The organism is Pseudomonas flexibilis (assembly GCF_000806415.1).
Lineage (GTDB): Bacteria > Pseudomonadota > Gammaproteobacteria > Pseudomonadales > Pseudomonadaceae > Serpens > Serpens flexibilis.
This window is the reverse complement of record NZ_JTAK01000006.1, coordinates 174,988-200,168: the sequence shown is the minus strand read 5'-3', so window position 1 is coordinate 200,168 and position 25,181 is coordinate 174,988. Positions and strand designations below refer to the sequence as shown.

22 protein-coding genes are annotated in these 25,181 nt (G+C 67.4%); 13 read left to right on the top strand and 9 right to left on the bottom strand.

The window, feature by feature from the left end:
- Nucleotides 1–162: 162 nt before the first annotated feature.
- From PT85_RS15150 to PT85_RS15130, 5 genes are all read left to right on the top strand, one after another.
- The gene (locus tag PT85_RS15150; protein ID WP_039607135.1) at nucleotides 163–1,596 is read left to right on the top strand and encodes a coniferyl aldehyde dehydrogenase; all 1,434 of its coding nucleotides are present in this window, start codon (nucleotides 163–165) and stop codon (nucleotides 1,594–1,596) included.
- A gap of 9 nt (nucleotides 1,597–1,605) precedes the next feature.
- Complete coding sequence (locus tag PT85_RS15145) at nucleotides 1,606–2,151, top strand: hypothetical protein (RefSeq protein WP_039562382.1); 546 nt, start codon at nucleotides 1,606–1,608, stop codon at nucleotides 2,149–2,151.
- Nucleotides 2,152–2,188: 37 nt separating this feature from the next.
- A complete protein-coding gene (locus PT85_RS15140; protein WP_039607134.1) occupies nucleotides 2,189–3,781 on the top strand; it encodes a GMC family oxidoreductase in 1,593 nt (530 codons plus the stop codon).
- 164 nt (nucleotides 3,782–3,945) lie between these two features.
- Nucleotides 3,946–4,425: a pantetheine-phosphate adenylyltransferase gene (coaD, locus tag PT85_RS15135; protein WP_027588732.1), complete on the top strand. Its 480-nt coding sequence runs from the start codon at nucleotides 3,946–3,948 to the stop codon at nucleotides 4,423–4,425.
- Between the two features lie 98 nt (nucleotides 4,426–4,523).
- Nucleotides 4,524–4,775 carry a YfhL family 4Fe-4S dicluster ferredoxin gene (locus tag PT85_RS15130; RefSeq protein ID WP_008568547.1) on the top strand — a complete coding sequence of 84 codons (252 nt, stop codon included), beginning with the start codon at nucleotides 4,524–4,526 and terminating at the stop codon, nucleotides 4,773–4,775.
- Here PT85_RS15130 and PT85_RS15125 read toward each other — a convergent pair.
- The 7 genes from PT85_RS15125 to PT85_RS15095 form a co-directional block, all read right to left on the bottom strand.
- Nucleotides 4,759–6,303 (bottom strand): MFS transporter, encoded by a 1,545-nt coding sequence (locus PT85_RS15125; protein WP_065365796.1) that lies wholly within the window; start codon nucleotides 6,301–6,303, stop codon nucleotides 4,759–4,761. The genes PT85_RS15130 and PT85_RS15125 overlap by 17 nt on opposite strands.
- 170 nt (nucleotides 6,304–6,473) lie before the next feature.
- Nucleotides 6,474–8,312 (bottom strand): dihydroxy-acid dehydratase, encoded by a 1,839-nt coding sequence (ilvD, locus tag PT85_RS15120; protein ID WP_027588730.1) that lies wholly within the window; start codon nucleotides 8,310–8,312, stop codon nucleotides 6,474–6,476.
- Between the two features lie 244 nt (nucleotides 8,313–8,556).
- On the bottom strand, nucleotides 8,557–9,411 hold the full coding sequence (locus PT85_RS15115) for an ABC transporter permease (protein WP_027588729.1): 855 nt from the start codon (nucleotides 9,409–9,411) through the stop codon (nucleotides 8,557–8,559).
- A gap of 3 nt (nucleotides 9,412–9,414) precedes the next feature.
- Entirely contained in the window at nucleotides 9,415–10,668 is a 1,254-nt protein-coding gene (locus PT85_RS15110; protein WP_234702714.1) for an ABC transporter permease, read from the bottom strand.
- A 43-nt stretch (nucleotides 10,669–10,711) separates the two neighbouring features.
- On the bottom strand, nucleotides 10,712–11,782 hold the full coding sequence (locus PT85_RS15105) for an ABC transporter substrate-binding protein (protein WP_039607133.1): 1,071 nt from the start codon (nucleotides 11,780–11,782) through the stop codon (nucleotides 10,712–10,714).
- A 40-nt stretch (nucleotides 11,783–11,822) separates the two neighbouring features.
- Nucleotides 11,823–12,941 carry an ABC transporter ATP-binding protein gene (locus tag PT85_RS15100; protein ID WP_027588726.1) on the bottom strand — a complete coding sequence of 373 codons (1,119 nt, stop codon included), beginning with the start codon at nucleotides 12,939–12,941 and terminating at the stop codon, nucleotides 11,823–11,825.
- 121 nt (nucleotides 12,942–13,062) lie between these two features.
- The gene (locus tag PT85_RS15095) at nucleotides 13,063–14,259 is read right to left on the bottom strand and encodes a class I SAM-dependent rRNA methyltransferase (protein WP_039607132.1); all 1,197 of its coding nucleotides are present in this window, start codon (nucleotides 14,257–14,259) and stop codon (nucleotides 13,063–13,065) included.
- Between the two features lie 167 nt (nucleotides 14,260–14,426).
- Between PT85_RS15095 and PT85_RS15090 the strand changes: the two genes are divergently transcribed.
- The 8 genes from PT85_RS15090 to PT85_RS15055 all read left to right on the top strand — a co-directional run bounded on the left by PT85_RS15090 (nucleotide 14,427) and on the right by PT85_RS15055 (nucleotide 22,681).
- Complete coding sequence (locus tag PT85_RS15090; RefSeq protein ID WP_027588724.1) at nucleotides 14,427–15,305, top strand: HDOD domain-containing protein; 879 nt, start codon at nucleotides 14,427–14,429, stop codon at nucleotides 15,303–15,305.
- A gap of 50 nt (nucleotides 15,306–15,355) precedes the next feature.
- Entirely contained in the window at nucleotides 15,356–16,168 is an 813-nt protein-coding gene (mutM, locus tag PT85_RS15085) for a bifunctional DNA-formamidopyrimidine glycosylase/DNA-(apurinic or apyrimidinic site) lyase (RefSeq protein WP_039607131.1), read from the top strand.
- Between the two features lie 47 nt (nucleotides 16,169–16,215).
- Nucleotides 16,216–16,794: a lysophospholipid acyltransferase family protein gene (locus PT85_RS15080; protein WP_027588722.1), complete on the top strand. Its 579-nt coding sequence runs from the start codon at nucleotides 16,216–16,218 to the stop codon at nucleotides 16,792–16,794.
- Nucleotides 16,795–16,865: 71 nt separating this feature from the next.
- Nucleotides 16,866–17,189, top strand: coding sequence for a hypothetical protein (locus tag PT85_RS15075; protein WP_027588721.1), 324 nt, complete (start codon nucleotides 16,866–16,868; stop codon nucleotides 17,187–17,189).
- A 183-nt stretch (nucleotides 17,190–17,372) separates the two neighbouring features.
- On the top strand, nucleotides 17,373–19,172 hold the full coding sequence (locus PT85_RS15070; RefSeq protein WP_139182038.1) for a Na/Pi cotransporter family protein: 1,800 nt from the start codon (nucleotides 17,373–17,375) through the stop codon (nucleotides 19,170–19,172).
- A gap of 102 nt (nucleotides 19,173–19,274) precedes the next feature.
- Nucleotides 19,275–20,681 (top strand): aspartate aminotransferase family protein, encoded by a 1,407-nt coding sequence (locus tag PT85_RS15065; RefSeq protein WP_027588719.1) that lies wholly within the window; start codon nucleotides 19,275–19,277, stop codon nucleotides 20,679–20,681.
- A 22-nt stretch (nucleotides 20,682–20,703) separates the two neighbouring features.
- Nucleotides 20,704–22,071, top strand: a complete 1,368-nt coding sequence (locus PT85_RS15060) for a glutamine synthetase family protein (protein WP_039607129.1) — start codon at nucleotides 20,704–20,706, stop codon at nucleotides 22,069–22,071.
- Nucleotides 22,072–22,183: 112 nt separating this feature from the next.
- Entirely contained in the window at nucleotides 22,184–22,681 is a 498-nt protein-coding gene (locus PT85_RS15055; protein WP_037008239.1) for an acyl-CoA thioesterase, read from the top strand.
- Between the two features lie 3 nt (nucleotides 22,682–22,684).
- Here the strand turns inward: PT85_RS15055 and PT85_RS15050 are convergent, their stop codons facing one another.
- Both PT85_RS15050 and PT85_RS15045 read right to left on the bottom strand, forming a co-directional pair.
- Nucleotides 22,685–24,295, bottom strand: a complete 1,611-nt coding sequence (locus tag PT85_RS15050) for a GGDEF domain-containing protein (RefSeq protein ID WP_052237714.1) — start codon at nucleotides 24,293–24,295, stop codon at nucleotides 22,685–22,687.
- Between the two features lie 5 nt (nucleotides 24,296–24,300).
- On the bottom strand, nucleotides 24,301–25,155 hold the full coding sequence (locus tag PT85_RS15045) for an endonuclease/exonuclease/phosphatase family protein (RefSeq protein WP_052237713.1): 855 nt from the start codon (nucleotides 25,153–25,155) through the stop codon (nucleotides 24,301–24,303).
- Between the last annotated feature and the right edge of the window lie 26 nt (nucleotides 25,156–25,181).

Sequence of the window (25,181 nt, the reverse complement as noted above, 5' to 3'; positions counted from 1 at the left end):
TCGTCGGGTTGCGAACGGCAGCCGAACGCCGACGGCCAGCTTTTCGTTGGGCTGTGATCCATCACAGGGCTTGGCATGCTGAATTGACAGTCTAGAGCATTTACTCTAAACCAGGCATACACAGGCGCGCCTGCCGGCCGCCACATAACAAGGAGACGTGCCATGCCTGCCGATCTGGCCTTTGCCGCGGACGCCGCTGCCTCGACCCAAGCCTCGCTGGAGGGTCTGCTGGCTCGCCAGCGCAGCGCCTTCCTCGCCGATCCCAACCCCAGCGCCGAACAGCGCCGCGCCTGGCTCAACGCCCTGCGCCGGCTGCTCGTGGACGAGCAGGAAGCAATCATCGCCGCCATCAGCCAGGACTTCGGCAACCGCAGCGCCGATGAAACCCGCATGGCGGAGATCATGCCCAGCGTGCTGGGCATCCATTACGCAAGCAAGCACCTCAAGGGCTGGATGAAGCCGTCCAAACGCAGTGTCGGGCTGCCGTTCCAGCCGGCCGCCACCCGAGTGCTCTACCAGCCGCTGGGCGTGGTCGGCGTCATCGTGCCGTGGAACTACCCGCTGTTCCTGGCCATCGGCCCGCTCACCGGCGCGCTGGCCGCCGGCAACCGGGTGATGATCAAGATGAGCGAGTCCACTCCGGTCTTCTCCCAAGTGCTCAAGGAGCTGCTGGCGCGCATCTTCCCCGAGGACCTGGTGGCGGTGGTCACCGGCGAGGTGGATGTCGGCGTCGCCTTCTCCAGGCTGCCGTTCGACCACCTGCTGTTCACCGGCGCCACCAGCGTCGGCAAGCACGTGATGCGCGCCGCCGCGGAGAACCTCACCCCGGTGACCCTGGAGCTGGGCGGCAAGTCGCCAGCAATCGTCTCCACTGACGTGCCGATGAAGCACGCCGCCGAGCGCATCGCCTGGGGCAAGACCCTGAACGCCGGGCAGACCTGCATCGCGCCCGACTATGTGCTGGTGCCCGAATCGCGGGTGGAGGAGTTCGTTACCTGCTACCGCGAAGCAGTGCAGCGGTTTTTCCCGCGCCTGGCGGACAACCCCGACTACACCTCGATCATCAATGAGCGCCAGCTGCGCCGCCTGGAGGGCTACCTGAGCGACGCCGAAGCCCAGGGGGCCCGTCGCGTGCCGCTGTTCGCCGAGCACCAGGCCCGCCGCCTGCCGCACTGCCTGCTGCTTGACACCCGCGATGACATGCAGGTGATGCAGGAGGAGATCTTCGGCCCGCTGCTGCCGGTGCTGCCCTACCGCAGCCTCGACCAGGCGCTGGACTACATCAACGACCGCCCGCGCCCGCTGGCGCTCTACTACTTCGGCTACGACAAGGCCGAGCAGCAGCGCGTACTGGAGAACACCCGCTCGGGTGGCGTGTGCCTCAACGACACCCTGTTGCACGTGGCCCAGGACGACGCTCCATTCGGCGGCGTCGGCGCCTCCGGCATGGGCCACTACCATGGCCGCGAGGGCTTCCTGACCTTCAGCACCGCGCGCACGGTGTTCAGCAAGCAACGCTTCAACGCCGCCCGGCTGATCTACCCGCCGTACGGCAAGCTGCTGCAGAAGCTGGTCTACCGGCTATTCATCCGCTGAGCCGGAGGATTGACCATGACCACCCTGACCGCACCTGTCATCGGCCGCCGCAGCCTGCTCAAGATCGGCCTGCTCGGCGGCGCCGTGCTGGCCACCGCCGGCGTCACCGTCGCGCTGGTGGATCGTTTCGCCAGCGCACCTGCCGAGGGCTACCAGGCGCTGCGCCCCGCCGACCTGCCGGTCCTCGCCGCCCTGGTGCCGGTGATGCTGGAGGGCGCCGTGGAGCTGCCCCGCCTGGCGGACGCCTCGGCCGCCACCGTTCAGGGGCTGGATCATCAGCTCGCCCACCTGTCGCCGGAAATGCTCAAGCTCACCCGACAGATGCTTGACGTGCTGGCACTGCCGGTCACCCGGGGGCCGCTGACCGGCATCTGGGGCGGCTGGGAAACGGCCAGCCCCGAGGCGGTCCGCAACTTTCTCGCCCGCTGGGAAAACAGTTCGCTGGCGTTGCTGCGCATGGGTCATGCCTCGCTGCTGCAGTTGGTGATGATGGCCTGGTACGCGCGCCCGGAATCCTGGGCGCGTTGCGGCTACCCCGGCCCGCCGACCGTCTGAATCCCGGCCATAACAAGAACACGAGGGCGCCTCTGCCATGCCTGTACCCGATCTGTTCGCCGACGGGATTGCCCGCGGCTGGAAAACCCACGACGGCTCGCGTCTGGAAAACGACCTGACCCTGGAAACCGATGTCGTGATCGTCGGCAGCGGGGCCGGCGGCGGCACCAGCGCGGAAATCCTCAGCGCCGCCGGTTTGAAGGTGCTGATCGTCGAGGAAGGCCCGCTGAAGACCAGCACCGACTTCCGCATGCAGGAAAGCGAGGCCTATCCGGCGCTCTACCAGGAAGGCATCGGCCGCATGAGCAAGGACGGCGCCGTGACCATCCTGCAGGGCCGCGCGGTGGGCGGCACCACGCTGATCAACTGGACCTCCAGTTTCCGCACCCCCGAGCCGACCCTGGAACACTGGGCCCGCGAACATGGCGTACGTGGCCTGAGCGCGTCGGAAATGGCCCCCTGGTTCGAGCGCATGGAGCAACGCCTGGGCGTGCAACCCTGGGCCATGCCGCCGAACGCCAACAACGATGTGCTGCGCGCCGGTTGCGAGAAGCTCGGCTACCACTGGGCGGTGATCCCTCGCAACGTTAAGGGCTGCTGGAATCTCGGCTACTGCGGCATGGGCTGCCCGGTGAACGCCAAGCAGTCGATGCTGGTCACCACCCTGCCGGCGACGCTGGAACAGGGCGGCGAGCTGCTCTACATGGCGCGCGCCCAGCGTCTGCTGATCGACGGCGAGCGGGTGGTCGGCCTGGAATGCCAAGGCATGGACGCACGCTGCGTCGAACCCCGCGGCCGGCGCGTCCTGATCAAGGCGCGTCATTACCTGCTGGCCTGCGGCGGCATCAACACCCCCGGGCTGCTCATGCGCTCCGCCGCGCCGGATCCGTACCAGCGCACCGGCAAGCGCACCTTCCTGCATCTGGTGAACTTCTCGGCGGCGCAGTTCGAGCAGGTCATCAACCCCTTCTACGGCGCGCCGCAATCGGTGTATTCGGATCACTTCCAGTGGCAGGACGGCGTCAGCGGCCGCATGTCCTACAAGCTGGAAGTGCCGCCGCTGCACCCGGCGCTGGCCAGCACACTGCTCGGCCGCTTCGGCGTGGACAACGCTCTGCGCATGGAGCAGCTGCCACACACCAACATGATGCTGGCGCTGATGCGCGACGGCTTCCACCCGAACAGCGCCGAAGGCACCGTCGAGCTGCGCGGCGACGACACGCCGGTACTCGACTACCGCATCACCGATTACACGTGGGATGGTCTGCGCCGCGCCTTCCATCACATGGCGGAGATCCAGTTCGCCGCCGGCGCCAAGGCGGTGTTGCCGCTACATGCCGACGCCGGTTACGTCAGCAGCCTCGGCGAGGCGCGCACGCTGATCGATGGACTGCGCCTGGAGAAATACCGCACCCGCCTGGGCTGCGCCCACGTCATGGGCGGCTGCGCCATGGGCGAGGACCCCCGCCAGGCGGTGGTGGACAGCCTCGGTCGCCACCATCAGCTGGAGAACCTGTCGATTCACGACGGCTCGCTGTTCCCCACCAGCATCGGCGCCAACCCGCAGCTGTCCATCTACGCCCTGACCGCCAAGCTCAGCGCCGCGCTGGTGGAGCGGCTGGGCGCCTGATTACGGAACGCCGCTCGGCTCGACTTCCCCTGTGGGGCCGCGCGGCGCACCGAAAACCCCGCTTTTCTCGCACACAGACTCACGGCAACGCGGCGCATCCGGCGCTTTGCGGGACAAATCCCCTGCGTTACCATCCGCGCTTCTCAACCCAGCAGGACGTCGCGATGAACCGTGTGCTTTACCCGGGCACTTTCGACCCCATTACTCGAGGCCATGGCGATCTCATCGAGCGCGCCTCGCGGCTGTTCGAACAGGTGATCGTCGCGGTCGCCGCCAGCCCGAAGAAGAACCCGCTGTTCTCCCTGGAGCAACGGGTAGAGCTGGCCAAGGAAGTCACCAAGCACCTGCCGAACGTGCAGGTGGTGGGCTTCTCCACCCTGCTGGCGCACTTCGTCCGCGAACAGCAGGCCAACGTGCTGCTGCGCGGCCTGCGCGCGGTGTCCGACTTCGAGTACGAATTCCAGCTGGCCAACATGAATCGCCAGCTGGTGCCCGACGTGGAGAGCATGTTCCTCACCCCGTCGGAGAAGTACTCCTATATTTCCTCGACCCTGGTGCGCGAGATCGCCTGCCTTGGCGGCGACATCAGCAATTTCGTCCACCCGGCGGTGGCCGAGGCGCTGGCCCAGCGCTTCAAGGGCTGATACCCGGCGCCGGTGCTGCGCACCGCGCGCCAATCCGGCACAATTCGCCGCAAACTGGTCACGTAGTCACGGCTGGGCGCCGTGACGGGAGCTGTAGCATGTCCCTGAAAATCACCGACGACTGCATCAACTGCGACGTCTGCGAACCCGAATGCCCCAACGGCGCCATCTCCCAGGGCGAGGAGATCTACGTCATCGACCCCAACCTGTGCACCGAATGCGTCGGCCACTACGACGAACCCCAGTGTCAGCAGGTGTGCCCGGTGGACTGCATCCCGCTCGACGAAAACAACGTCGAGAGCAAGGACGAGCTGATGCAGAAGTACCTGATCATCACCGGCAAGGCCTGAGCCCGGCACGGGACACCAAAGCCCGCCTGATGGCGGGCTTTTTGTTGCTGATGAGTGAACCCTCGCTGACGATGCGCTTGCGCCGCAGCGAAATCCACAGCGTCAGCATCAGCAATCCCGCCGCCGCAGCCAGGCTGACCGCATTGAACCCGGTTTCGAACGCTTGCTTGGCGAACGCCAGCATGGCTTGCCCCTGCGCCATTCCCTGTGCGGCCAGATGCGCCTCATCCAGGCTGCTGCCAGCGGCAACGGCATAGTCGCTGCCCCGCAGCACGGCCAGATAGACGCCGGTCATCAGCGAGCCAAACAGCGTCACGCCCAGTGCACCACCGAACTCAAAGGCCACACCCTCTAACGAGCCAGCCATGCCGGCCCGTTCGGCGCTGACATGGCTGATGACCAGCGAGCCGGATGCCGTCAGGCTGGAGCCGACGCCAACGCCACATAGCGCCAGCGCGATGATCTGCAGGCCGACCGCGCCGTCCCGCAGCAGCACATAGCTCGCCAGCCCCAGGACGGTCATCAACAACCCGGCCAGCAGCACCCGCAGCACACCGATGCGGCCAATAACGAAGCCCGCCAGCGGCCCGGCGATAAACGAACCCAGCGAAACCGGCAACACGAACGCGCCCGCAGCCAGCGGGCTTTTCTCCAGCACCAGTTGCAGCCGCTGACTGAGCGCCAGCTCGAAGCCGATGAGCGTCAATGACGCGACCAGCGCCACCAGAATGCCGGTGGCGATCTGCGGCGTCCCCAGGATGCGCAGGTCTACCAGCGGGAAGGGCAGCCGCAACTGGCGGCGCACGAACACCGTCAGGCCCAGGACCCCAAGGCCCAGTGCGCCCGCCGCCAGCGCCAGACTGGGTTCGGGCTGGGCAAATTCCTTGATGCCGAAGGCCAGCGCCACCATGCCGACCGTGCTCTGCACACAACTGAGCCCATCGATCGGCTGGCTCGATTGACCCGGGTAGGCCGGCACCAGCAGCAGCGTGCTGGTCACTGCCACGGCAATCACCGGCACGTTTATCAGGAATACCGAGCCCCACCAGAAGTGTTCCAGCAGAAAGCCGCCGAGCAGCGGCCCCACCGCCGCGCCGCCCGAGGCAATCGAGCCCCAGATGCCAATGGCCAGCGCCTGCTCCTTGGGATCGTGGAAGGTCAGACGAATCAGCGCCACGGTGGCGGGAATCATCGCCGCGCCGCCAATCGCCAGCAACGCCCGCGCCAGGATCAGCACCCGCGCCGACGGTGCGAACGCCGCCAGCAGGGACGCCGCGCCAAACGCCAGCATGCCGAACACGAACACCCGCCGTTGCCCCAGGCGGTCACCCAGCGCGCCGAACACCGGCATCAGTCCGGCCATGCCCAGCGAATAGGCATTCAGGATCCACAGTTTTTCCGAGGCGGTGGTCTGCAGAGCCTGCGCCAGGCTGGGCAGCGCGGTGTACAGCACCGTCATGTCGATCACCACCAGGAACAGGGCGGCGGAAACGATGACGAGGGTGAGCCAGCGGCGGGATCCGCCCATGCCGAGTTCCTTTTGATAGTGCGCAAAGCCTGGCGGAACGAAGCCTGCCGATTCGTCGCAAAGCGATTTTCGGGGACAGCCCTGCGCTACCACAAGGGCAGCAACCGGACCAGAAAGAAGAAAGCCCGGCAAACGCCGGGCTTTCTCTGAAGCGCCTTACGGGCTGGCTATCAGCCGTCCAGCAACGCCTTGTCGCGCACCGCGCCCTTGTCCGCGCTGGTGGCCAGCAGGGCATAGGCCTTGAGAGCGGTGGACACCTTGCGGGCGCGCGGTTGGGCGGGTTTCCAGCCCTTCTTGTCCTGCTCGGCGCGGCGGGCAGCCAGCTCGTCATCGGACACCAGCAGGTTGATGCTGCGCTGCGGGATGTCGATGAGGATCTTGTCGCCGTCCTTAATCAGGCCGATGGCGCCGCCGGACGCGGCTTCCGGCGAGGCGTGGCCGATGGACAGGCCCGAGGTGCCGCCGGAGAAGCGGCCGTCGGTGAGCAGGGCGCAGTCCTTGCCCAGGCCCTTGGATTTCAGGTAGCTGGTCGGGTAGAGCATTTCCTGCATGCCCGGGCCGCCCTTCGGGCCTTCGTAGCGGATGATCACCACGTCGCCGGCCTTCACTTCGTCGCCGAGGATGCCCTTCACGGCGGCATCCTGGCTTTCGAACACCTTGGCGGTGCCTTCGAACACGTGGATGGATTCGTCCACGCCGGCGGTTTTCACCACGCAGCCGTCCAGGGCGATGTTGCCGTACAGCACGGCCAGGCCACCTTCGGTGGAATAGGCGTGCGCCACGGAGCGGATGCAGCCTTCGGCGCGGTCCAGGTCGAGGCTCGGCCAGCGGGTGTTCTGGCTGAACGCGGTCTGGGTCGGGATGCCGGCCGGACCGGCCTTGAAGAACTCGTGCACGGCCGGGTCACTGGTCTGGGTGATGTCCCACTGGGCGATGCCCTCGGCCATGGTCTTGCTGTGCACGGTCGGCACGTCGGTGTGCAGCAGGCCGCCACGGGCCAGCTCGCCGAGGATGGAGAAGATGCCGCCGGCGCGGTGCACGTCTTCCATATGGTACTTCTGGATGTTCGGCGCCACCTTGCACAGCTGCGGCACACGGCGGGACAGACGGTCGATGTCGCGCAGGTCGAACGCTACATCCGCCTCCTGGGCGGCGGCCAGCAGGTGCAGGATGGTGTTGGTGGAACCGCCCATGGCGATGTCCAGGGTCATGGCGTTCTCGAAGGCCTTGAAGTTGGCGATCGAGCGCGGCAAGGCCGATTCGTCACCCTCGCCGTAGTAGCGCTGGCACAGCTCGACGATCAGGCGGCCGGCGCGCAGGAACAGCTGCTCGCGGTCGGCGTGGGTGGCCAGGGTGGAGCCGTTGCCCGGCAGGGCCAGGCCCAGGGCTTCGGCCAGGCAGTTCATGGAGTTGGCGGTGAACATACCCGAGCAACTGCCGCAGGTGGGGCAGGCGCTGCGCTCGTACTCGGCGACCTTCTCGTCGGAGCAGGAGCTGTCGGCGGCGACCACCATGGCGTCCACCAGGTCCAGGCCGTGGGCGGACAGCTTGGTCTTGCCGGCTTCCATCGGGCCGCCGGAGACGAACACCACCGGGATGTTCAGGCGCAGGGCGGCCATCAGCATGCCGGGGGTGATCTTGTCGCAGTTGGAGATGCATACCAGCGCGTCGGCGCAGTGGGCGTTGACCATGTATTCCACGGAGTCGGCGATGATTTCGCGGCTGGGCAGCGAATACAGCATGCCGTCGTGGCCCATGGCGATGCCGTCGTCCACGGCAATGGTGTTGAATTCCTTGGCCACGCCGCCGGCCTTCTCGATCTCGCGGGCGACCAGCTGGCCGAGGTCCTTCAGGTGCACGTGGCCGGGCACGAACTGGGTGAAGGAGTTGGCGATGGCGATGATCGGCTTCTTGAAGTCTTCGTCCTTCATCCCGGTGGCGCGCCACAGGGCGCGGGCGCCGGCCATGTTGCGGCCGTGGGTGGAGGTTTTCGAGCGGTAATCGGGCATGACGGGGTCCTGCTGAAGGCTAATCGGCGCGGCACGGCTGGCCGCATTGTTCTGCGTAAGGTGAGCGCGACAGGCGCCGAAGGGCAATCAACGGTGACGAGTTGCCGAGGACGGGGGGCCTGGTGGTCGAGCGGGATCGCCGCCGACCGGGCCACGCGGGCTCACGGGTCCGCCTGGATGGACAGGATGCCCGGGATTCTAAGCCCATGCACCGCGCGGGCGGAAGCCACTGAGCGCCGCCCGGTCAGTCGGCGGGGGCCAGGCGCAGGCGCGCGGCGCGCCGGCGCAGCAGCTCTATGGTCACCAGCAGGGCGATGGAGAACAGGATCAGCAGGGTGGCGATGGCCAGAATGCTCGGATTGATCTGCTCGCGCAGCCCCGAGAACATCTGCCGCGGAATGGTGCGCTGCTGCGGCCCGGCGAGGAACAGGATGACCACCACCTCATCGAACGAGGTGATGAAGGCGAACAGCGCGCCGCTGATCACTCCGGGCCGGATCAGCGGCACGATGATGTCGAAGAACATGCGCCACGGCGTGGCGCCCAGGCCCAGCGCGGCGCGCGCCAGGCTGTAGTCGAAGCCGGTCAGTGCGGCAGTCACGGTGATCACCACGAACGGCGTGCCCAGCGCGGCATGCGCAAGGATCACCCCCAGGTGGGTGCCGGCCAGGCCCAGGCTGGAATAGAAGAAGAACATGCCGGCGGCGGTGATGATCAGCGGCACTATCATCGGCGAGAGCAGCAGGGCAGTGATCAGCCGGCGCATCGGCATGTCGGCGCGCGCCAGGCCGAGCGCCGCACAGGTACCCAGCACGGTGGCCAACGCCGTGGCGAAGAGGCCGATGATGAAGCTGTTCCTGATCGCCAGACGCCAGCGCGGATCGCTGAACACCTGCTCGTACCAGCGCAGCGAGTAGGCCTCCGGCTGCAGGGTGAGCATGCCTTCGGTGAAGCTGAAGAACGGCTCGACGTTGAACGACAGCGGTACGATCACCAGGATCGGCAGGATCAGGAACAGCAGCACCAGCCAGGCGCCGAGTCTCAGCAGCAGACGCCCCAGGTGATGCCAGAAACCGTAGTACGCGGGTGTGCTCGCCATGCGCTACCCCAGTCGTATGTTGCCGGCGCCGACCAGGCGGTCGTACAGCCAGTAGAGCAGCAGGATCAGCGCCAGCAGCAGCGAGCCCAGCGCGGCGGCCAGCTCCCAGTTGTTCGAGCGCTGCATGTGGAAGGCGATGATGTTGCTTATCATCTGCCCGTCGGTGCCACCGACCAGTGCCGGGGTGATGTAGTAGCCCACCGAGATGATGAACACCAGCAGCGTGCCGGCGCTCAGCCCCGGCAGGGTCATCGGGAAGTAGATGCGTGCGAACGCCGGCAACGGCCGGGCGCCCAGCGACAGGGCGGCGCGCAGGTAGCTGGGGTCGATGCCGCGCATCACGCTGTACAGCGGCAGGATCATGAACGGCAGCAGGATGTGGGTCATGGCCACCACGGTGGCGAACGAGGTGTAGAGCATTTCCAGAGGCTGGTCGAGCAGCCCGCTGCCGGTCAGCAGCGTGTTGATCACCCCATTGGTCTGCAGCAACGCGATCCAGGCGGTGGTGCGCACCAGCAGCGAGGTCCAGAACGGCAGCAGCACCAGGACCAGCAGCAGGTTGGCGCGGTGCTCGGGCAGGCTCGCCAGGTAGTAGGCCAGCGGGTAGCCGAGCAGCGCGCAGAGCAGGGTGATGACCAGCGCCAGCTTGAGGGTCTTGGCGTACAGCTGCAGGTAGATCTGCGTGTCCTGACGGACCCGCAGGCCCTGTTCGGCGTCCACTTCCAGGTCCAGCGCGGTCAGGTAGTAGTCATAGGTGTAGACGCGGCCGGCCCGCTCGATGGCCCGCCACAGTTCCGGCTTGCGCCAGTTGGCGTGGCTGTCCAGCAGCGTGGCCACGCCCTCCGTGGCCAGCGCCGGCTCATCCAGCCGGCCGAGGCGCCGCGCGGTGCTCTTCACCACGCTGGACATGCCGGCATAGGCGCGGTTGAACTCCTCGGCCAGGCGCCCGGACTGGCGCTCGCGGTTCAGCGCGTACAACTCCTCGACGAACCGTTGCAACGCCGGCTCGCCGGGCAGGCCCTGGCCATCCCACTGGCGCAGTTCGACCAGGGTGTGCGGAATCATCTCCGCCACCGCCGGGTGGTACAGGCTGCGCCACAGCATGCTGCCGATGGGCACCACGAAGCTGAGCAGGATGAACAGCAGCAGCGGCAGCACGAAGGCCAGCGCCAGCAGCCGCTTGCGGCGGCGCACGACGGCGGCCTGGCGGGCTTCGCCGGCGGTCAGGGCATGCAGTAGCGCGCTACGACTGGGCATGGCGTCTCCCTGGCCCCGCCGCGGGCGGCGAGGCCGGCACGGTTCAGCGCAACAACCACTCGTTGAACTTCTCGCCCAGCGATTCGCCGTAGTCGGCCCAGAACTCGGAGCCGGCCTGGATGCCCTGGTCCAGGTGCGCGGTCGGCAGGTGCGGGGTGGCGCTCTGGTCGGCCAGTGGCATGGAGGATTTGCGGGTCGGGCCGTACGCCACGTCGGGCATGCCGGCCAGCGGCTTGGAGCCGGTGGCATAGGCGATGAACTTCAGCGCCAGTTCCTTCTTCGGCGAGCCCTTGACGATGGCCCAGGCGTCCAGGTCGTAGACATGGCCGTCCCAGACGATCACGAACGGCTTGTTCTCCTGGCGGATGGCGTCGTAGAAGCGCCCGTTGGCCGACTGCACCAGCACCGCGCCGCCGTCGTTGAGCAGTTGCGGCGCCTGCGACCAGGAGTCGAACCACACCAGATCGTTGCGGATGCTGTTCAGCTTGTCGAAGGCGCGCTGCTGGCCCTCGGCGGTCGCCAGCACTTCGTAAACATCCTCGGGCGCCACGCCGTCGGCCATCAGCGCCCACTCCAGGTTGACCTGCGGGCGCTTGCGCAGCGCGCGTTTGCCGGGAATCTTCGCGGTGTCGAAGAAATCCTCCAGGCTGGCCGGCTTGGCGCCGCCGATGGTGCGCTCGTTGTAGGCGAACACCACCGACCAGACAATGTTGCCGACCGCGCATTCGCTGGCCAAAGCCTCGGGGATGAAATCCTGGGCGGCCGGCGTGCCATCGACGCCGGGCGGCAGGATGTCGCGCGGAATGTCCTCCAGCAGGCCCTCGGAGCAGGCGCGCTCCAGGTCGATGACCTCGAAGTCGACCACATCCCACTGGATGTTGCCGGACTCGACCTGCGCCTTGATCTCGGCCACGCCGCCCGTGTAGTCCTCGAACAGCACGCGCACGCCAGTCTCCTTCTGGTACGGGTCGATGACGTGCTTCTTCTGCGCCGCGCCGTAGGCGCCGCCCCAGGACACCACGGTGAGCGATTCCTGGGCGAGTGCGGCGCCGCTGCCGGTGGCGAGCGCCACGGCCAGGAGCAGATGGGGCAGGTGTTTCGGTGGTCTAGCCATTGCGGTGACTCCTTGGCCGGGAGGCCGTGTGGGGGGGTAGTCAGGGCGTCGTGGCGACTGCCGGTCGGTCCAGCGCCTGGCTGTCTTCCGGCAGCCAGGCCAGGGTGACCTCTTCCCGTGCGCGCAGGTGCGGTGCCGAGCCGTCGTTCAGGCTCTTGACCACCAGCGGCGTGCCGCCGGCGGTGGTGAAGTGGTAGCGGATGAATTCGCCTACGTAATGGCGATCGACGAAGCGGGCCTGGATGCGGTTGCCGACGGCGCCCAGGCGGTCAGTGAAGGTGAGCTTCTCGGGGCGTACCGAAACGGTGGTGGCGGCACCCGGCGTGGTGCGATTGGCCTTCAGGGTGCGCACCCGCGTGCCGTCGTCCAGGCGCACGCTGACGCTGTCGGCTTCGACCGCCTCGATGACCCCGCCAAGCTTGTTGCTTTCGCCGATGAAGTCGGCGACGAACAGGTTGGCCGGCCGCTCGTAGAGGACGTTGGGGGGCGCGCACTGCTGTACCACGCCCTCGTTGAACACGGCGATGCGGTCGCTCATGGTCAGCGCCTCGGTCTGGTCGTGGGTCACGTAGATCACCGTGAACTCCAGCTGCGCGTGCAGACGCTTGATCTCGAACTGCATCTGCTCGCGCAGCTTCTTGTCCAGGGCGCCCAGCGGTTCGTCCATCAGGACGATGTCCGGGGCGAAGATCAGCGCACGCGCCAGCGCCACGCGCTGCCGCTGTCCCCCGGAGAGCTGCGCCGGATAGCGCCCGGCGAATCCCTGCAGCTCGACCAGCGCCAGGTACTCGTCGACCCGCGCGCGGATCTCGGCGGCCGGCCGTTTGCGCAACTTGAGCGGGTAGGCGAGGTTCTCGCGGAGGGTCATGTGCGGGAACAGCGCGTACTGCTGGAAGACCATGCCGATATTGCGACGGTAGGGCGGGATGCTGGTGATGTTGCGGCCGTTGATGAGGATCTCGCCGCTGGTAACGTCCTCGAAGCCGGCAAGCATCATCAGGCAGGTGGTCTTGCCGGAGCCGGAAGGGCCGAGCAGGGTGATGAATTCGCCGCGCGCCACCTCCAGGCTGAAGTCCTTAACCACCAGCGTCTGCTGGTCGTAGGTCTTCTTCACGTTGGAGAAGGTCAGGAACGCCGTATCCGCGCCGTGGCTCGCCATGATCCGTCATCGCCCTCAGGCTGCCGGCAAGCCGTGCCGGCAGCGGTCCGTTTCCGGCTAAGACTAGACCAGCGACGCCGGCGCGCCTCGGGCTCGCTCCGAGGCGCAGCGACAGGGTGGATCAGGCGTTGGGCAGGATCCGGCAGGTCAGGCTCTTGATGTAGCGGGTTTCCGGGATGGCCGGATGCACCGGATGGTCCGGGCCCTGGGCACCGCGCTCGAGCAGTTGGATGTTGCGGTCCAGGTGGCGGGCGCTCTGCAGCAGGATGTTCTGCAGATCGTCCTCGGGCAGGTGCATGGAGCAGCTGGCGCTGACCAGGATGCCGTCCTTGTTGAGCATGCGCATGGCCATCTCGTTGAGGCGGCGGTAGGCAGCCTCGCCGTTCTTCAGGTCCTTCTTGCGCTTGATGAACGCCGGCGGGTCGGCGACCACCACGTCGAAGCGCTCCTCGGCGGCCTTGAGCTCCTTGAGGGCGGCGAACACGTCGCCTTCCACGCAGGTGACCTTTTCGGCCACGCCGTTCAGCGCGGCGTTGCGTTCCACGCCGTCCAGGGCGAAGGCCGAGGCGTCCACGCAGAACACCTCGCTGGCGCCGAAGGCGGCGGCCTGCACGCCCCAGCCGCCGATGTAGCTGAACAGGTCGAGCACGCGCTTGCCCTTCACGTAGCCGGCCAGGCGGGCACGGTTCAGGCGGTGATCGTAGAACCAGCCGGTCTTCTGCCCGGCCAGTACCGGCGCCTGGAACTTCACGCCGTTCTCTTCCAGGTCGACCCACCCGGGCACCACGCCGAAGGCGGTGTCCACGTAGCGCTCCAGGCCTTCGGCGTCACGGGCGGCGGAGTCGTTCTTGAACAGGATGCCGCGTGGCTTGAGCACCTGCACCAGCGCCTCGATCACCGCGTCCTTGTTGCGTTCCATGGTGGCGCTGGCCAGCTGCACCACCAGGTGGTCGCCGAAGCGATCCACCACCAGGCCGGGCAGGAAGTCGGAGTCGCCGTACACCAGGCGGTAGCAGGGCTGCTCGAACAGCCGCTCGCGCAGGCTCAGGGCCACCTGGATGCGGTGCACCAGCAGGGACTTGTCCAGCGTGTGGCCGGTGTCGCGCGACAGCAGGCGCGCGCAGATCAGGTTGTTCGGGCTGACGCCGACGATGCCCAGCGGCTTGCCGTTGGCCATTTCCAGGATCGCCTGGTCGCCGGGCTGGAAGCCGTTCAGCGGCGTGGCCGCCACGTCCACCTCGTTGCTGTAGACCCACAGGTGGCCGGCGCGCAGACGGCGTTCGGCATTGGCTTTGAGGCGTAGGCTGGGCAGGGACATGGGCGCGGCTCCGAGTGGGGGGCGGGCATTATACAGGCCCTGCATGCCGGGCCGCGCGCCGGTGTGCCGTAGGCCCGTATGCCCGGACATTCAGTGACATAACATCAGAGCGCCAGCCCCGCCGAGGCAGGATAAAATGCCGCGCATCTCTCTTCGGACTAGCCGCCATGTCGCCTGAAATCTCCACCGAACAGCTTCGGGGCATCCTGCAGGGCATCAGTGTTCCGCCCCAGCCGCAGATCATGGTCGATCTGCAGATGGAGCAGATGCAGCCCTACCCGGACGTCAACAACATCGCGCGCCTGATCAGCCAGGACCCGGGCCTGTCCGGCGCCCTGCTGAAGCTGGTCAATTCGCCGTTCTACGGCCTGTCCAACCGCATCAGCTCGATCCAGCGCGCCATCAACCTGCTGGGCACCAACACGGTGATCAACCTGATCAACGCCCAGGCCATCAAGGGCGCCCTGGACGACGACGAGATCGTTGCCCTCAACGGCTTCTGGGACAGCGCCCAGGACATCGCGCAGACCTGCCTGATGCTGGCCAAGCGCATCGGCTTCCAGTCGTCGGACGAGGCCTATGCCCTCGGGCTGTTCCACAACTGCGGCATTCCGCTGATGCTCCAGCGCTTCCCCAATTACTTCGAGGTCCAGGAGGAGGCGTATTTCCGCGCGTCGGGGGACAACCGCGTGGTAGACACAGAGAACCGCCTGCTCAACACCAACCATTCGGTGGTCGGCTATTTCATCGCCCGTTCCTGGCGGCTGCCGGAGCGAGTCTGCGAGGCGATTGCCAACCATCACAACGCCCGTTCGATCTTTACCGACGACTCCACCCGGCACACCCAGCTGAAGAACCTGCTGGCGATCCTCAAGATGGCCGAGCACATCTGTGGCTGCTACCGCATCCTGGGCCGCCAGGAGGTGGATCACGAGTGGGAAAGCCTGAGTGCGCTGGTGCTCGACTATGTCGGCCTGAGCGAGTACGACTTCGACAACCTGCGCGAGGCGGTGAAAGAGGCGGGCATCGGCGGCAGCTACTACTGAGCCGTACACCCTCGGTACACTGCCGGCCCGCATTTCACAGTCGTATCGCCATGCCCGAACTACCCGAAGTCGAAACCACCCGCCGCGGCATCGAGGCGCACCTGCTCGGTCAGCGTGTCAGCCGCGTGCTGGTGCGCGAGCACCGACTGCGCTGGCCGATTCCCGAGGATCTCGACGTGCGCCTGTCCGGCCAGCGCATCCTGCGGGTCGGCCGGCGCGCCAAGTACCTGCTGATCGAGGCCGAGGCCGGCACGCTGATCGTCCACCTGGGCATGTCCGGCAGCTTGCGCCTGGTGGAGCAGGGCCTGCCCGCCGGTCGCCACGAGCATGTGGACATCGAGCTGGAGTCCGGACTGGCGCTGCGCTACACCGACCCGCGCCGCTTCGGCGCCCTGCTGTGGAGTCCTGAACCGCTGCAGCATGTGCTGCTGCAGAAGCTCGGCCCGGAACCGCTGACCGAGGCCTTCGACGGCGCCCGGCTGTTCGAGCTGTCACGCGGCAAGACCATTGCGGTGAAGCCGTTCATCATGGACAACGCGGTGGTGGTCGGCGTCGGCAACATCTACGCCAGCGAGGCGCTGTTCGCCGCCGGCATCGACCCGCGCAAGCCGGCCGGCACGATTTCCCGGCCCCGCTACGAGCGCCTGGCCGCCGAGATCAAGCGCATCCTGGCCATCGCCATCGAGTGCGGCGGCACTACGCTACGCGACTTCGTCGGCGGTGACGGCCAACCCGGCTACTTCCAGCAGGAGCTGTTCGTCTACGGGCGTGCCGGAGAGTTCTGCAAGGTCTGCGGCGGCACGTTGCGCGAGGTGCGTCTCGGCCAGCGTTCCAGCGTGTACTGCGGGCGTTGCCAGCGCTGAGCCGCGCATTATGATGGCCACCTGACAAGAAGAACCGAGGTCGTTGGATGTCCGGTAATTTCCTGCCGCCCAATCCGTTCGCCGAAACACTGGGCCGCTGCGTGCTGAAACTGATGGGCTGGCGGGTCGAAGGCCAACTACCGGCGCTCGACAAGTTCGTGATGATCGGCGCCCACCACACCTCCAATTGGGACTTCGTGGTGTTCATCGCCGCCAAGTTCGTGCTGCGCGTCAACGCGCGCTGGTTCGGCAAGCACAGCATCTTCCGCTGGCCGTTCCGCGGCATCCTGCGGCGCTGGGGCGGCATTCCCATCCGCCGCGACCAGGCGGCCAACGTGGTTGAGCAGGCCGTGCAGAGCTTTCGCGAGCACGCCCAGTTCATCCTGATCCTGTCTCCGGAAGGCACCCGCAAGCGGGTGGAGCGCTGGAAGACGGGCTTCTACCATATCGCCCGCGGCGCCGGGGTACCGGTGGTGCCCGGCGCACTGGACTACGTGAACAAGCGCATCGTCATCGGCGCGCCGTTCTGGCCTACCGGTGACGAAAAGGCCGACCTGCGCAGCCTGCTGGCGTTCTTCAAACCCTACGTGCCGAAAAAACCCGAGTACGCGTTCCACGGCGATTGAAGGGCGTCACGCTGGCGCACGGGTGAGCGAGCTATAGTCGCGGCACCCATCACCCGCCGAAGGACCGCCCCATGACCCCGTTTCGCTCCCTGGCCGCCGCCCTGGCGCTGACCACCGGGCTGCTGAGCCTGCCGGCCCAGGCCAACCCCAGCGGCGACCCCCTCTACAACGCCGATGCCCCACCGGCCTACGCGATGATCGGCGACCTGCTGATCGCCCGGCCGCTGCTGATCGCCGGCACCGTCATCGGCACCGGGGTGTTCATCGTCAGCCTGCCGTTCACCCTGCTCGGCGGCAATGTCGGCGACGCAGGCCAGGCGCTGGTGGTCGAGCCGGCCAAGGCCGCCTTCGTGCGCTGCCTGGGCTGCACCGAGAGCGGCTATAAGCGCGACTGATCAGCCACGCACGTTCCGCCGCCCAGCGCACTTAGCCCAAAGCCTACGCGCCCGCTCTGGCCGGGCGCTTCCCGCCCCGACACTTCCCGGCTAGGCTGTGCGTCGCCCGTTTCGTGGGCGTTCCTTTTTCGGCGGATTGGCGACGTGAAGCAGTATTCGAAATCCCTTCTCATCCTGGCGGGCATGGCGGCCCTTGGCTGGTCGTTCTGGTCCAGTTCGGGCTGGCTGCAGCTGTGCGCTGGCCTGGCCCTGTTTCTGTTCGGCATGCAGTGCCTGGAGGAAGGGCTGCAGGAGCTGGCCGGCGGCAAGCTGGAACAGCTGCTCGGGCGCAGCACCTCGACGCCCTTCCGAGCCCTGTTGTTCGGTACCGGCGCCACCTTCCTGCTGCAGTCCAGCACCCTGGTGTCGCTGCTGACCATCGCTTTCCTGAGTACCGGCCTGATCCAGCTGGCCGGCGGCATCGCGGTGATCTTCGGGGCCAACCTGGGCGCCACCAGCGGCATCTGGTTGCTGGCCATGGCCGGCCAGAACCTCAGTCTGTCGCCGCTGGCCCTGCCGCTGCTGGTGTTCGGCGTGCTGGCCAGCTTCACCGGCCCGGCCGGCAAGGGCGGTGGCCGCATCCTGCTGGGCATCGCCTTCATCTTCCTGGCCATCGACCAGATCAAGGGCGGCTTCGCCAGCTTCGGCGATGCCATGGACCTGACCGCCTACAGCGGCGGCGGCTTGCTCGGCACGCTGCTGTTCACCGGCATCGGCATTGCCATCACCGTGGTGCTGCAGTCCAGCCACGCCACCCTGATGCTGACCCTGGCGGCCCTGGCCGGCGGCCAGGTCGGCCTGGAACAGAGCCTGGCGATCGCCATCGGCTCCAACGTCGGCAGCGCGGTGACCACCGGCGCCATGGGCATGCTGGGCGGCAACCGCAGCGGTCAGCGCCTGGCCCTGGCCCACGTCATCTTCAACGTCAGCAGCGCCCTGGTCAGCCTGACGCTGTTCGTGCCGCTGACCTGGCTGGTGCTCTGGGGCACCGGCCTGCTCGGCCTCGGCAATAACAGCCTGATCCAGCTGGCGCTGTTCCACACGCTGTTCAACGTGCTGGGCGTGCTGCTGTTCTGGCCGTGGCAAAAGGCGTTCGCCGAGCTGCTGGCGCGCCTGCTGCCCGAGTTACCCGAACCGCGCGTGTTGATCACCGAGATGGCGTCCGCCCAGGCGGAACCGGAGCGCACCCGTGCCCGCTACCTGGTGGAGGGCGCGTTGAACTCCGCGGATGCCGCCGCCAGTGCCGTGGCTCAGGAGCTGCAGCACCTCGAACGCCTGAGTCTGGAGGTGATCTGTCACGCCCTGTACCTGCCGGTCGATCAGCTCTATGGAGCGCAGATAGACGAAGCACTGGTCGCCGCGCGCCCGGACCTGCACGGACTGGATGCCGACGGCCTCTACCAACGGCACATCAAGGGCGTGCATGCCGACCTGCTGAGCTTCATGGGCCGCCTCGACCTGCCCCTGGACGAACCTCACCAGGCCTTCTGGATCTCCGGCCAGGTCGCCGCCCTGCAGCTGGTGGATGCGGTCAAGGATGCCAAGCACCTGCAGAAGAACCTCGGTCGTCACCTGGGTCGCGAGGACTCGGCCATGCGCCGCGCCTATGTGGAACTGCGCCGGCATCTGCTCAACGCGCTGCGCGAGGTGAATGAGCTGAACCGCTCCAACCTGCCGGAGGCACAGTGGAACGCCCGGCTGCGTCTGCTCGACGACACCGCGGCGAACTTCGACGCCCGCTTCCGTCAGCGGCTGTTCGCCGGCATCCGTTCCGGGGAACTGGACGGCCTGCAGACCAGTTCGCTGATGAACGACCTCGGCTACACCAGCCGCATCATCCAGAGCCTGCGCAACGTCCTGCTGATCAGCGAGGGTCACGAGCTGTCCCGCCAGTTGCGCGCCCTGTTCGGCCAGCAGCAGGAACCCCTGATCCAGCTATCCTGATCGCCGGGCCGGGCGTCGCCGCGACGCCCGGCCGGAAGCGAGCGCTTGACAGCTCCCGGTGGCGCTCCCAGCATGTGCAAAAAAACGCACGAGGCGTTCAAAATGACTGCCAGTGGGATTGCCGACTCCGCCGTTGAACGCTTTGCCGCCCGCGAGCGGCAGCGTTTTCTCGATAGCCATCCCGCCAGCGTTCGGCTGGCCGAGCGCGCGCGCCACAGCCTGTATGGCGGCGTGCCCATGCACTGGATGAGCGACTGGTCCACCCCGGCGCCGCTGTTCGTGGCCGAGGCGCGCGGAGCTCGCCTGCTCGACGTGGACGGCCATGAATACCTGGATTTCTGCCTGGGCGACACCGCCAGCATGTTCGGCCATTCGCCGGCGCCCATCGCCCGCGCGCTGGCCGAGCAGGGTGCCCGGGGACTGGCCACCATGCTGCCCGGCGAGGACGCCGTGCGCGCCGGCGAACTACTGGCCGGGCGCTTCGGCCTGCCCTGCTGGCAGGTAGCCGGGTCGGCCAGCGACGCCAACCGCTTCGTGTTGCGCTGGGCGCGAGCCATCACCGGCCGCAAGGTGATTCTGGTGTTCGACGGCTGCTACCACGGCAGCGTCGACGAAACCCTGGTGCGCGGCCGCGAAGGCCGCACGGTGCATCGCCCCGGGCTGATCGGCCAGGCACGCAACCTGACCCAGCACACCCGCGTGGTGCCGTTCAACGACCCGGCCGCCCTGGAAGCCGCTTTGAGCCAGGGCGACATCGCCGCGCTGCTCTGCGAACCCGCGATGACCAACATCGGCCTGGTGCTGCCCGAGGCGGGCTTCCTGCAGCAGGCCCGCGAGCTGACAAGCCGTTATGGCAGCCTGCTGATCCTCGATGAAACCCACAGCCTGTCGGCCGGCCCGGGTGGCTGCACCCGTGCCTGGGGCCTGAAGCCGGACTTCCTCACCCTCGGCAAGGCGATTGCCGGCGGTGTGTCCTGCGCCGTGTACGGTTTCAGCCGCGCCATGGCCCAGGCCATGCAGCTGGCCCAACAGCATGCCCGCGAGCCGCTGGCCGCTCCGGAGATCAATGGCCACGGTCACAGCGGCATGGGCACTACCCTGGCGGCCAATGCGCTGGCCATGCACTGCCTGCGGGTCAACCTGGAGGAGGTGATGACCGACACCGCCTACCAGCGGATGCTGGGCAGTGCCGCGCAGCTGGCCGAGGGACTGCGCGATCTGTTTGCCGCCCACCGGCTGGACTGGACGACCAGCGAGCTCGGCGCACGCTGCGAGTTCCAGTTCCGTGTCCACCCACCGCGCAATGGGGCCGAGGCCGAAGCCGCCTTCCACGACGCGCTGCAGCAGGCGCTGCATCTCTACCTGATCAACCGGGGCGTGCTGATCACCCCCTTCCACAACATGCTGCTGTGCAGCCCGGAAACCGGGCCCGACGAGGTGCAGCGCCTGCTGGGCGCGCTCGACGAGGGGCTTGGCGAGCTGCTGGCACTCCCCGGCGCCCGAGGCTGAACCGGAGCGGACAGGAGGTCCCATGCGTTTTGCCGATCCCGCGGAGGCCGAAGCCTTCCTTGCCACGCATCCCGAGGTGCGCCTGGTCGAACTGTTCCTCATCGACAGCAACGGCGTGCCCCGCGGCAAGCTGCTGCACCGCGACGAGCTGCTGGCGATCTACCGCGACGGTCGGCCGCTGCCCAGCACCATCCTCGGCCTGACCATCAACGGTGAGGATGTCGAGGAGACCGGGCTGGTCTGGGAAGTCGGCGATGCCGACTGCTGGAGTTATCCGCTGGCGGGCAGCCTCTGCCTGCAGCCCTGGCGCACTCAGCCCACCGGCCAAGTGCAGGTCAGCATGCATCCCGAGCAGGGCCGCCCGGCCAGCCACGCCGACCCGCGCCACGTGCTGGCCCGGGTCGTCGAGGCGCTGCAGGCCGACGGCTATCAGCCGGTGATGGCGGCCGAGCTGGAGTTCTACCTGCTGGATCGGCGCGAGGATTCGCAGGCCGAGCCGCAGCCGGCCCGCCAGGACAACGGCCTGCGCCCGCAGAGCGTGCAGGTCTATGGGGTCTACGAGCTGGAGCAGCAACAGGCGTTTCTCGATGACCTGTACGCCGCCTGCGAGGCACAGGGCCTGCCGCTGCGCACGGCGATCCCCGAGTACGCACCGGGCCAGCTGGAGCTGACCCTGGAGCATCGCTTCGATGCGTTGCAGGCGATGGACGAAGCCGTGCGCTACAAGCGCCTGGTCAAGGGCGTGGCGCATCGGCACGGCAAGCAGGCCTGCTTCATGGCCAAGCCGTTCGCCGCACGTGCCGGCAACGGTCTGCACCTGCATGTCAGCCTGGCCGACGCCGCAGGACGCAACCTGTTTGCCAGCGAGCATCCGGCCGGCACGCCGCTGCTGCGCCAGGCGCTGGCCGGCATGCAGGCCACATTGCTGGAGTCCCTGGCGCTGTTCTGCCCGCATGCGAACTCGTTCCGACGCTTCCAGGCCCACAGCTACGCGCCGCTGAACTGCAGCTGGGGCGTCAACAACCGCACCGTCAGCCTGCGCATCCCCGGCGGCCCGCCCGCCAGCCGGCATATCGAACACCGCATCTGCGGCGCCGACGCCAATCCCTACCTGGCCGCTGCGGCGGTGCTGGCCGGCGCGCATCTCGGCCTCCGCGAACGCCTGGATCCCGGCGAGCCAGTGACCGGTAACGGCTATGCCCAGGACCAGCCCGCCTTGCCCTGCGACTGGCTCAGCGCACTGGACAGCCTGGAGGCCTCCGCCTGGGCGCGGCAGGCGCTCGGAGCCGATTATCTGCGTGTCTACCTGGCCATCAAGCGCGAGGAGTACCGGCAGTTCATGGCCGAAGTGGGCGAACAGGACTGGCGCTGGTACCTCGGGCAGGCGTGACGGCTGGCCGGCATGACAGCCCTATAAGACTGATAGGCAATTGACAGGCGACAGAATGCCGCACCTCAGGTATTGTTCCGCCCGTTTTCCGCAATAGAGCTGGTGTACCACGATGGACTACCCCGCCGGAGTCTCCGAACTCTCGATGTCGGTGCTGATGACCCCCGACAAGGCCAATTTCTCGGGCAATGTGCACGGTGGCGTGCTGCTCAAGTACCTGGACGAAGTGGCCTACGCGTGCGCCAGCCGCTACGCCGGCCGTTACGTAGTGACCCTGTCGGTCGATCAGGTGATGTTCCGCCAGCCCGTGCATGTCGGTGAACTGGTGACCTTCATGGCCTCGGTGAACTACACCGGCCGCACCTCCATGGAGATCGGCATCAAGGTCATCACCGAGGACATTCGCCAGCGTTCGGTACGCCACACCAATAGCTGCTTCTTCACCATGGTGGCGCTCGACAGCAGCGGCAAGCCCACCGCCGTGCCGCCGCTGGAACTCAAGACCCGCGAACAACGCCGCCGCTTTGCCCAGGCCGAACAGCGCAGGCGCATCCGCGCCGAACTGGAGCAGCGCTACAAGGCGCTGCGCGAAGGCCAGCCGGACCTCTGAGCCTCAGGGGTCGGGCGACTCCGCCAGACCATCCACCACCAGGCGGTTGCGCCCCAGCTGCTTGGCCCGATACAGGGCCAGGTCGGCACGCTGGAAGACCTCGTCGGCCGCCTCTTCATCGGGGCCAAAGCAGGCCAGACCGGCGGACAGGGTGACTGGCAACCGCTCACCCTTGAAGTGGAAGGGACAGGTCTGGATGCTCGACAGCAGGTCCTCCAGCAGCAGGCGGCCGGCAGGTAGATCGTAGCCGGGCAGCAGCAACACGAATTCCTCGCCACCGTACCGTGCAAGGAATCCACCCGTCGGCATGCGCCGCTTGATGATTTCCGCGATCAGCTTGAGCACCTTGTCACCGGCCAGGTGGCCAAAGCGGTCATTGACCTGCTTGAAGTGATCCACGTCCAGGACCGCCAGTGCCAGCTCGCCGCCCTGTTTGCGCCGGCGCTCCAGCGCCTGCTGTACCTCGGCGTTCCAGGCCGTGCGGTTGGCCAGCCCGGTGAGCGGGTCACGCAGCGCCTCGCGCCGCTGCTCGTTGAGCTGGTCGCGACAGACCTCCGCCTCGCGCTCGAGCTCCATGATGCGCGTCGACAGTTGCTGCAACGATGCCGTCAGGGCCAGGTCGCGCACCTCGCGCTGCGAACGCTGCTCGGCAAGCCCATCCAGCAGCGCCTCCAGCCGACAGGAGATGCTCTGCTTGAGGGCCTCCAGATCCGTCGCACCGCTCACGGCCGCCTGCATGTCGTCCACCTGGCGCCGCAGCGACTGGTCGAGATCCTCGGCCAACGCGGAGCCCTCCGCCCTCTCGGCGCCAAGGCTTTCCAGGCCGGTCTGCAACTGAGCCAGGCGTTCGTTGAGTCCGGTCAGGAAATCCAGCAACTGCAGCTGATCTTCGCCCGCCTCGAGTACCAGCTCGCCCAACCCATCGACCAGGCCGATCAGCGCGTCCGTCTCGACCTCGCCGTGCAACCGCCCGAGCAGCCGGCGCAACTGGATCTGGTACTTCATGGGCAGCGCCGACTGGCTGAGCAGGGCGCGCAAGACCTCGGCGAAACCATCAATCAGGGGCTGCGGCGTGATAGCGAGGACCGGGGTGGCCTCCTGGCTGCCCAGCAAGCGCTTGAACAGGCCCGCCGACGGGTTGCGCTGGGCGAGTGAGTGTTCGATCACCTGCCACTGCAGGTCGCCGAAGGCCTTGTGCAGCGCCACCAGTTCGACCTGCTGGGGGAGCGCCCCGGTCAGGTTGCGGGCAAACTCGCCGATGGCCTCGCGCAAGGCCGGTGGCAGCGACTGCCCCTCCAGGCGTGCCACCTGGGCGGACAGCGCCACCAGTTCCCGGCTCATGCGACTGGCTCGCAGGTATTCGCTTTCCGCCAGCACGTTTTCCAGGCGGGGCAGCAGGGCGCGCAGACCGGACAGCGTTTCCTTGCCGCGTAGCGCCTGGCGCAGGTCGCGCAGGCACAGCTCGATGGCCGGCGCAGGATCACGGATGGCCAGGGTGCAACGCACCAGGGTGCGGCGCAGCAGGTCGATTTCGGTCAGCAGCGCCTGTTCGCGCAGGCGCTGCTGCTGTTCAAGGGACGGGTGGGCAGTCTGGCCGTCAAGGGTGCGCGTCATGCGGGTCACTCGCGCCGCTGGGGAAGCTGGTCGACCGAACCGTGCGGCAGACGAATGTCCACCGCCACCGGCAGGTGGTCGGAAATCGGCGCGTCCAGCACCTCGACCCGCTCCAGCCCCAGCTCCGGGCTGAGCAGGATATGGTCCAGACAACGCTGCGGGCGCCAGCTGGGGAACGTGGCGCACACCTGGGGAGCGATCAACCCGAGATCACGCAGCGGCGAATGCTCGAGCAGCTCCACCGCTTGGGTATTCATGTCGCCCATCAACACCATGTGACGGAAGCCGCCGAGCAGTTCGCGGATGTAGGACAGCTGGCGGGTGCGCGCGCGCGCGCCCAGTGCCAGATGCATCATCACCACCGCCAGGGCGTCCGGACCCTCGCCGAAGCGCAGCAGCATGGCGCCGCGCCCGGCGGGGCCGGGCAGCGGATGGTCCTCCAGATGTTGCGGGCGCAGGCGGCTGAGCACGCCGTTGCTGTGCTGGGCGAAACGACCGAGGTTGCGATTGAGCTGCTGATACCAGTAGGGGAAATCGCCGAGCTGCGCCAGGTGCTCGACCTGGTTGACGAAACCCGAGCGCAGACTGCCGCCGTCCACCTCCTGCAAGGCCACCAGGTCGTAATCGGCCAGCAGCTCGCCGATGCGCTGCAGGTTCATCCCGCGCCCGGCGTGTGGCAGCAGGTGCTGCCAGCCGCGGGTCAGGTAGTGGTGATAGCGCTGGGTGGAAATGCCCACCTGGATGTTGAAGCTGAGCAGGCGCAGGCGCCCGTCCGCCGGCAGGCCCGCGGGCTTGCCGCTGCGGGGATTGACGCGCGGTTCACGTTGCGAAGGAGCTCTCACGATACGCTGTCTGAGCATGATCGGAACCGCGCCACTCGGGCGTC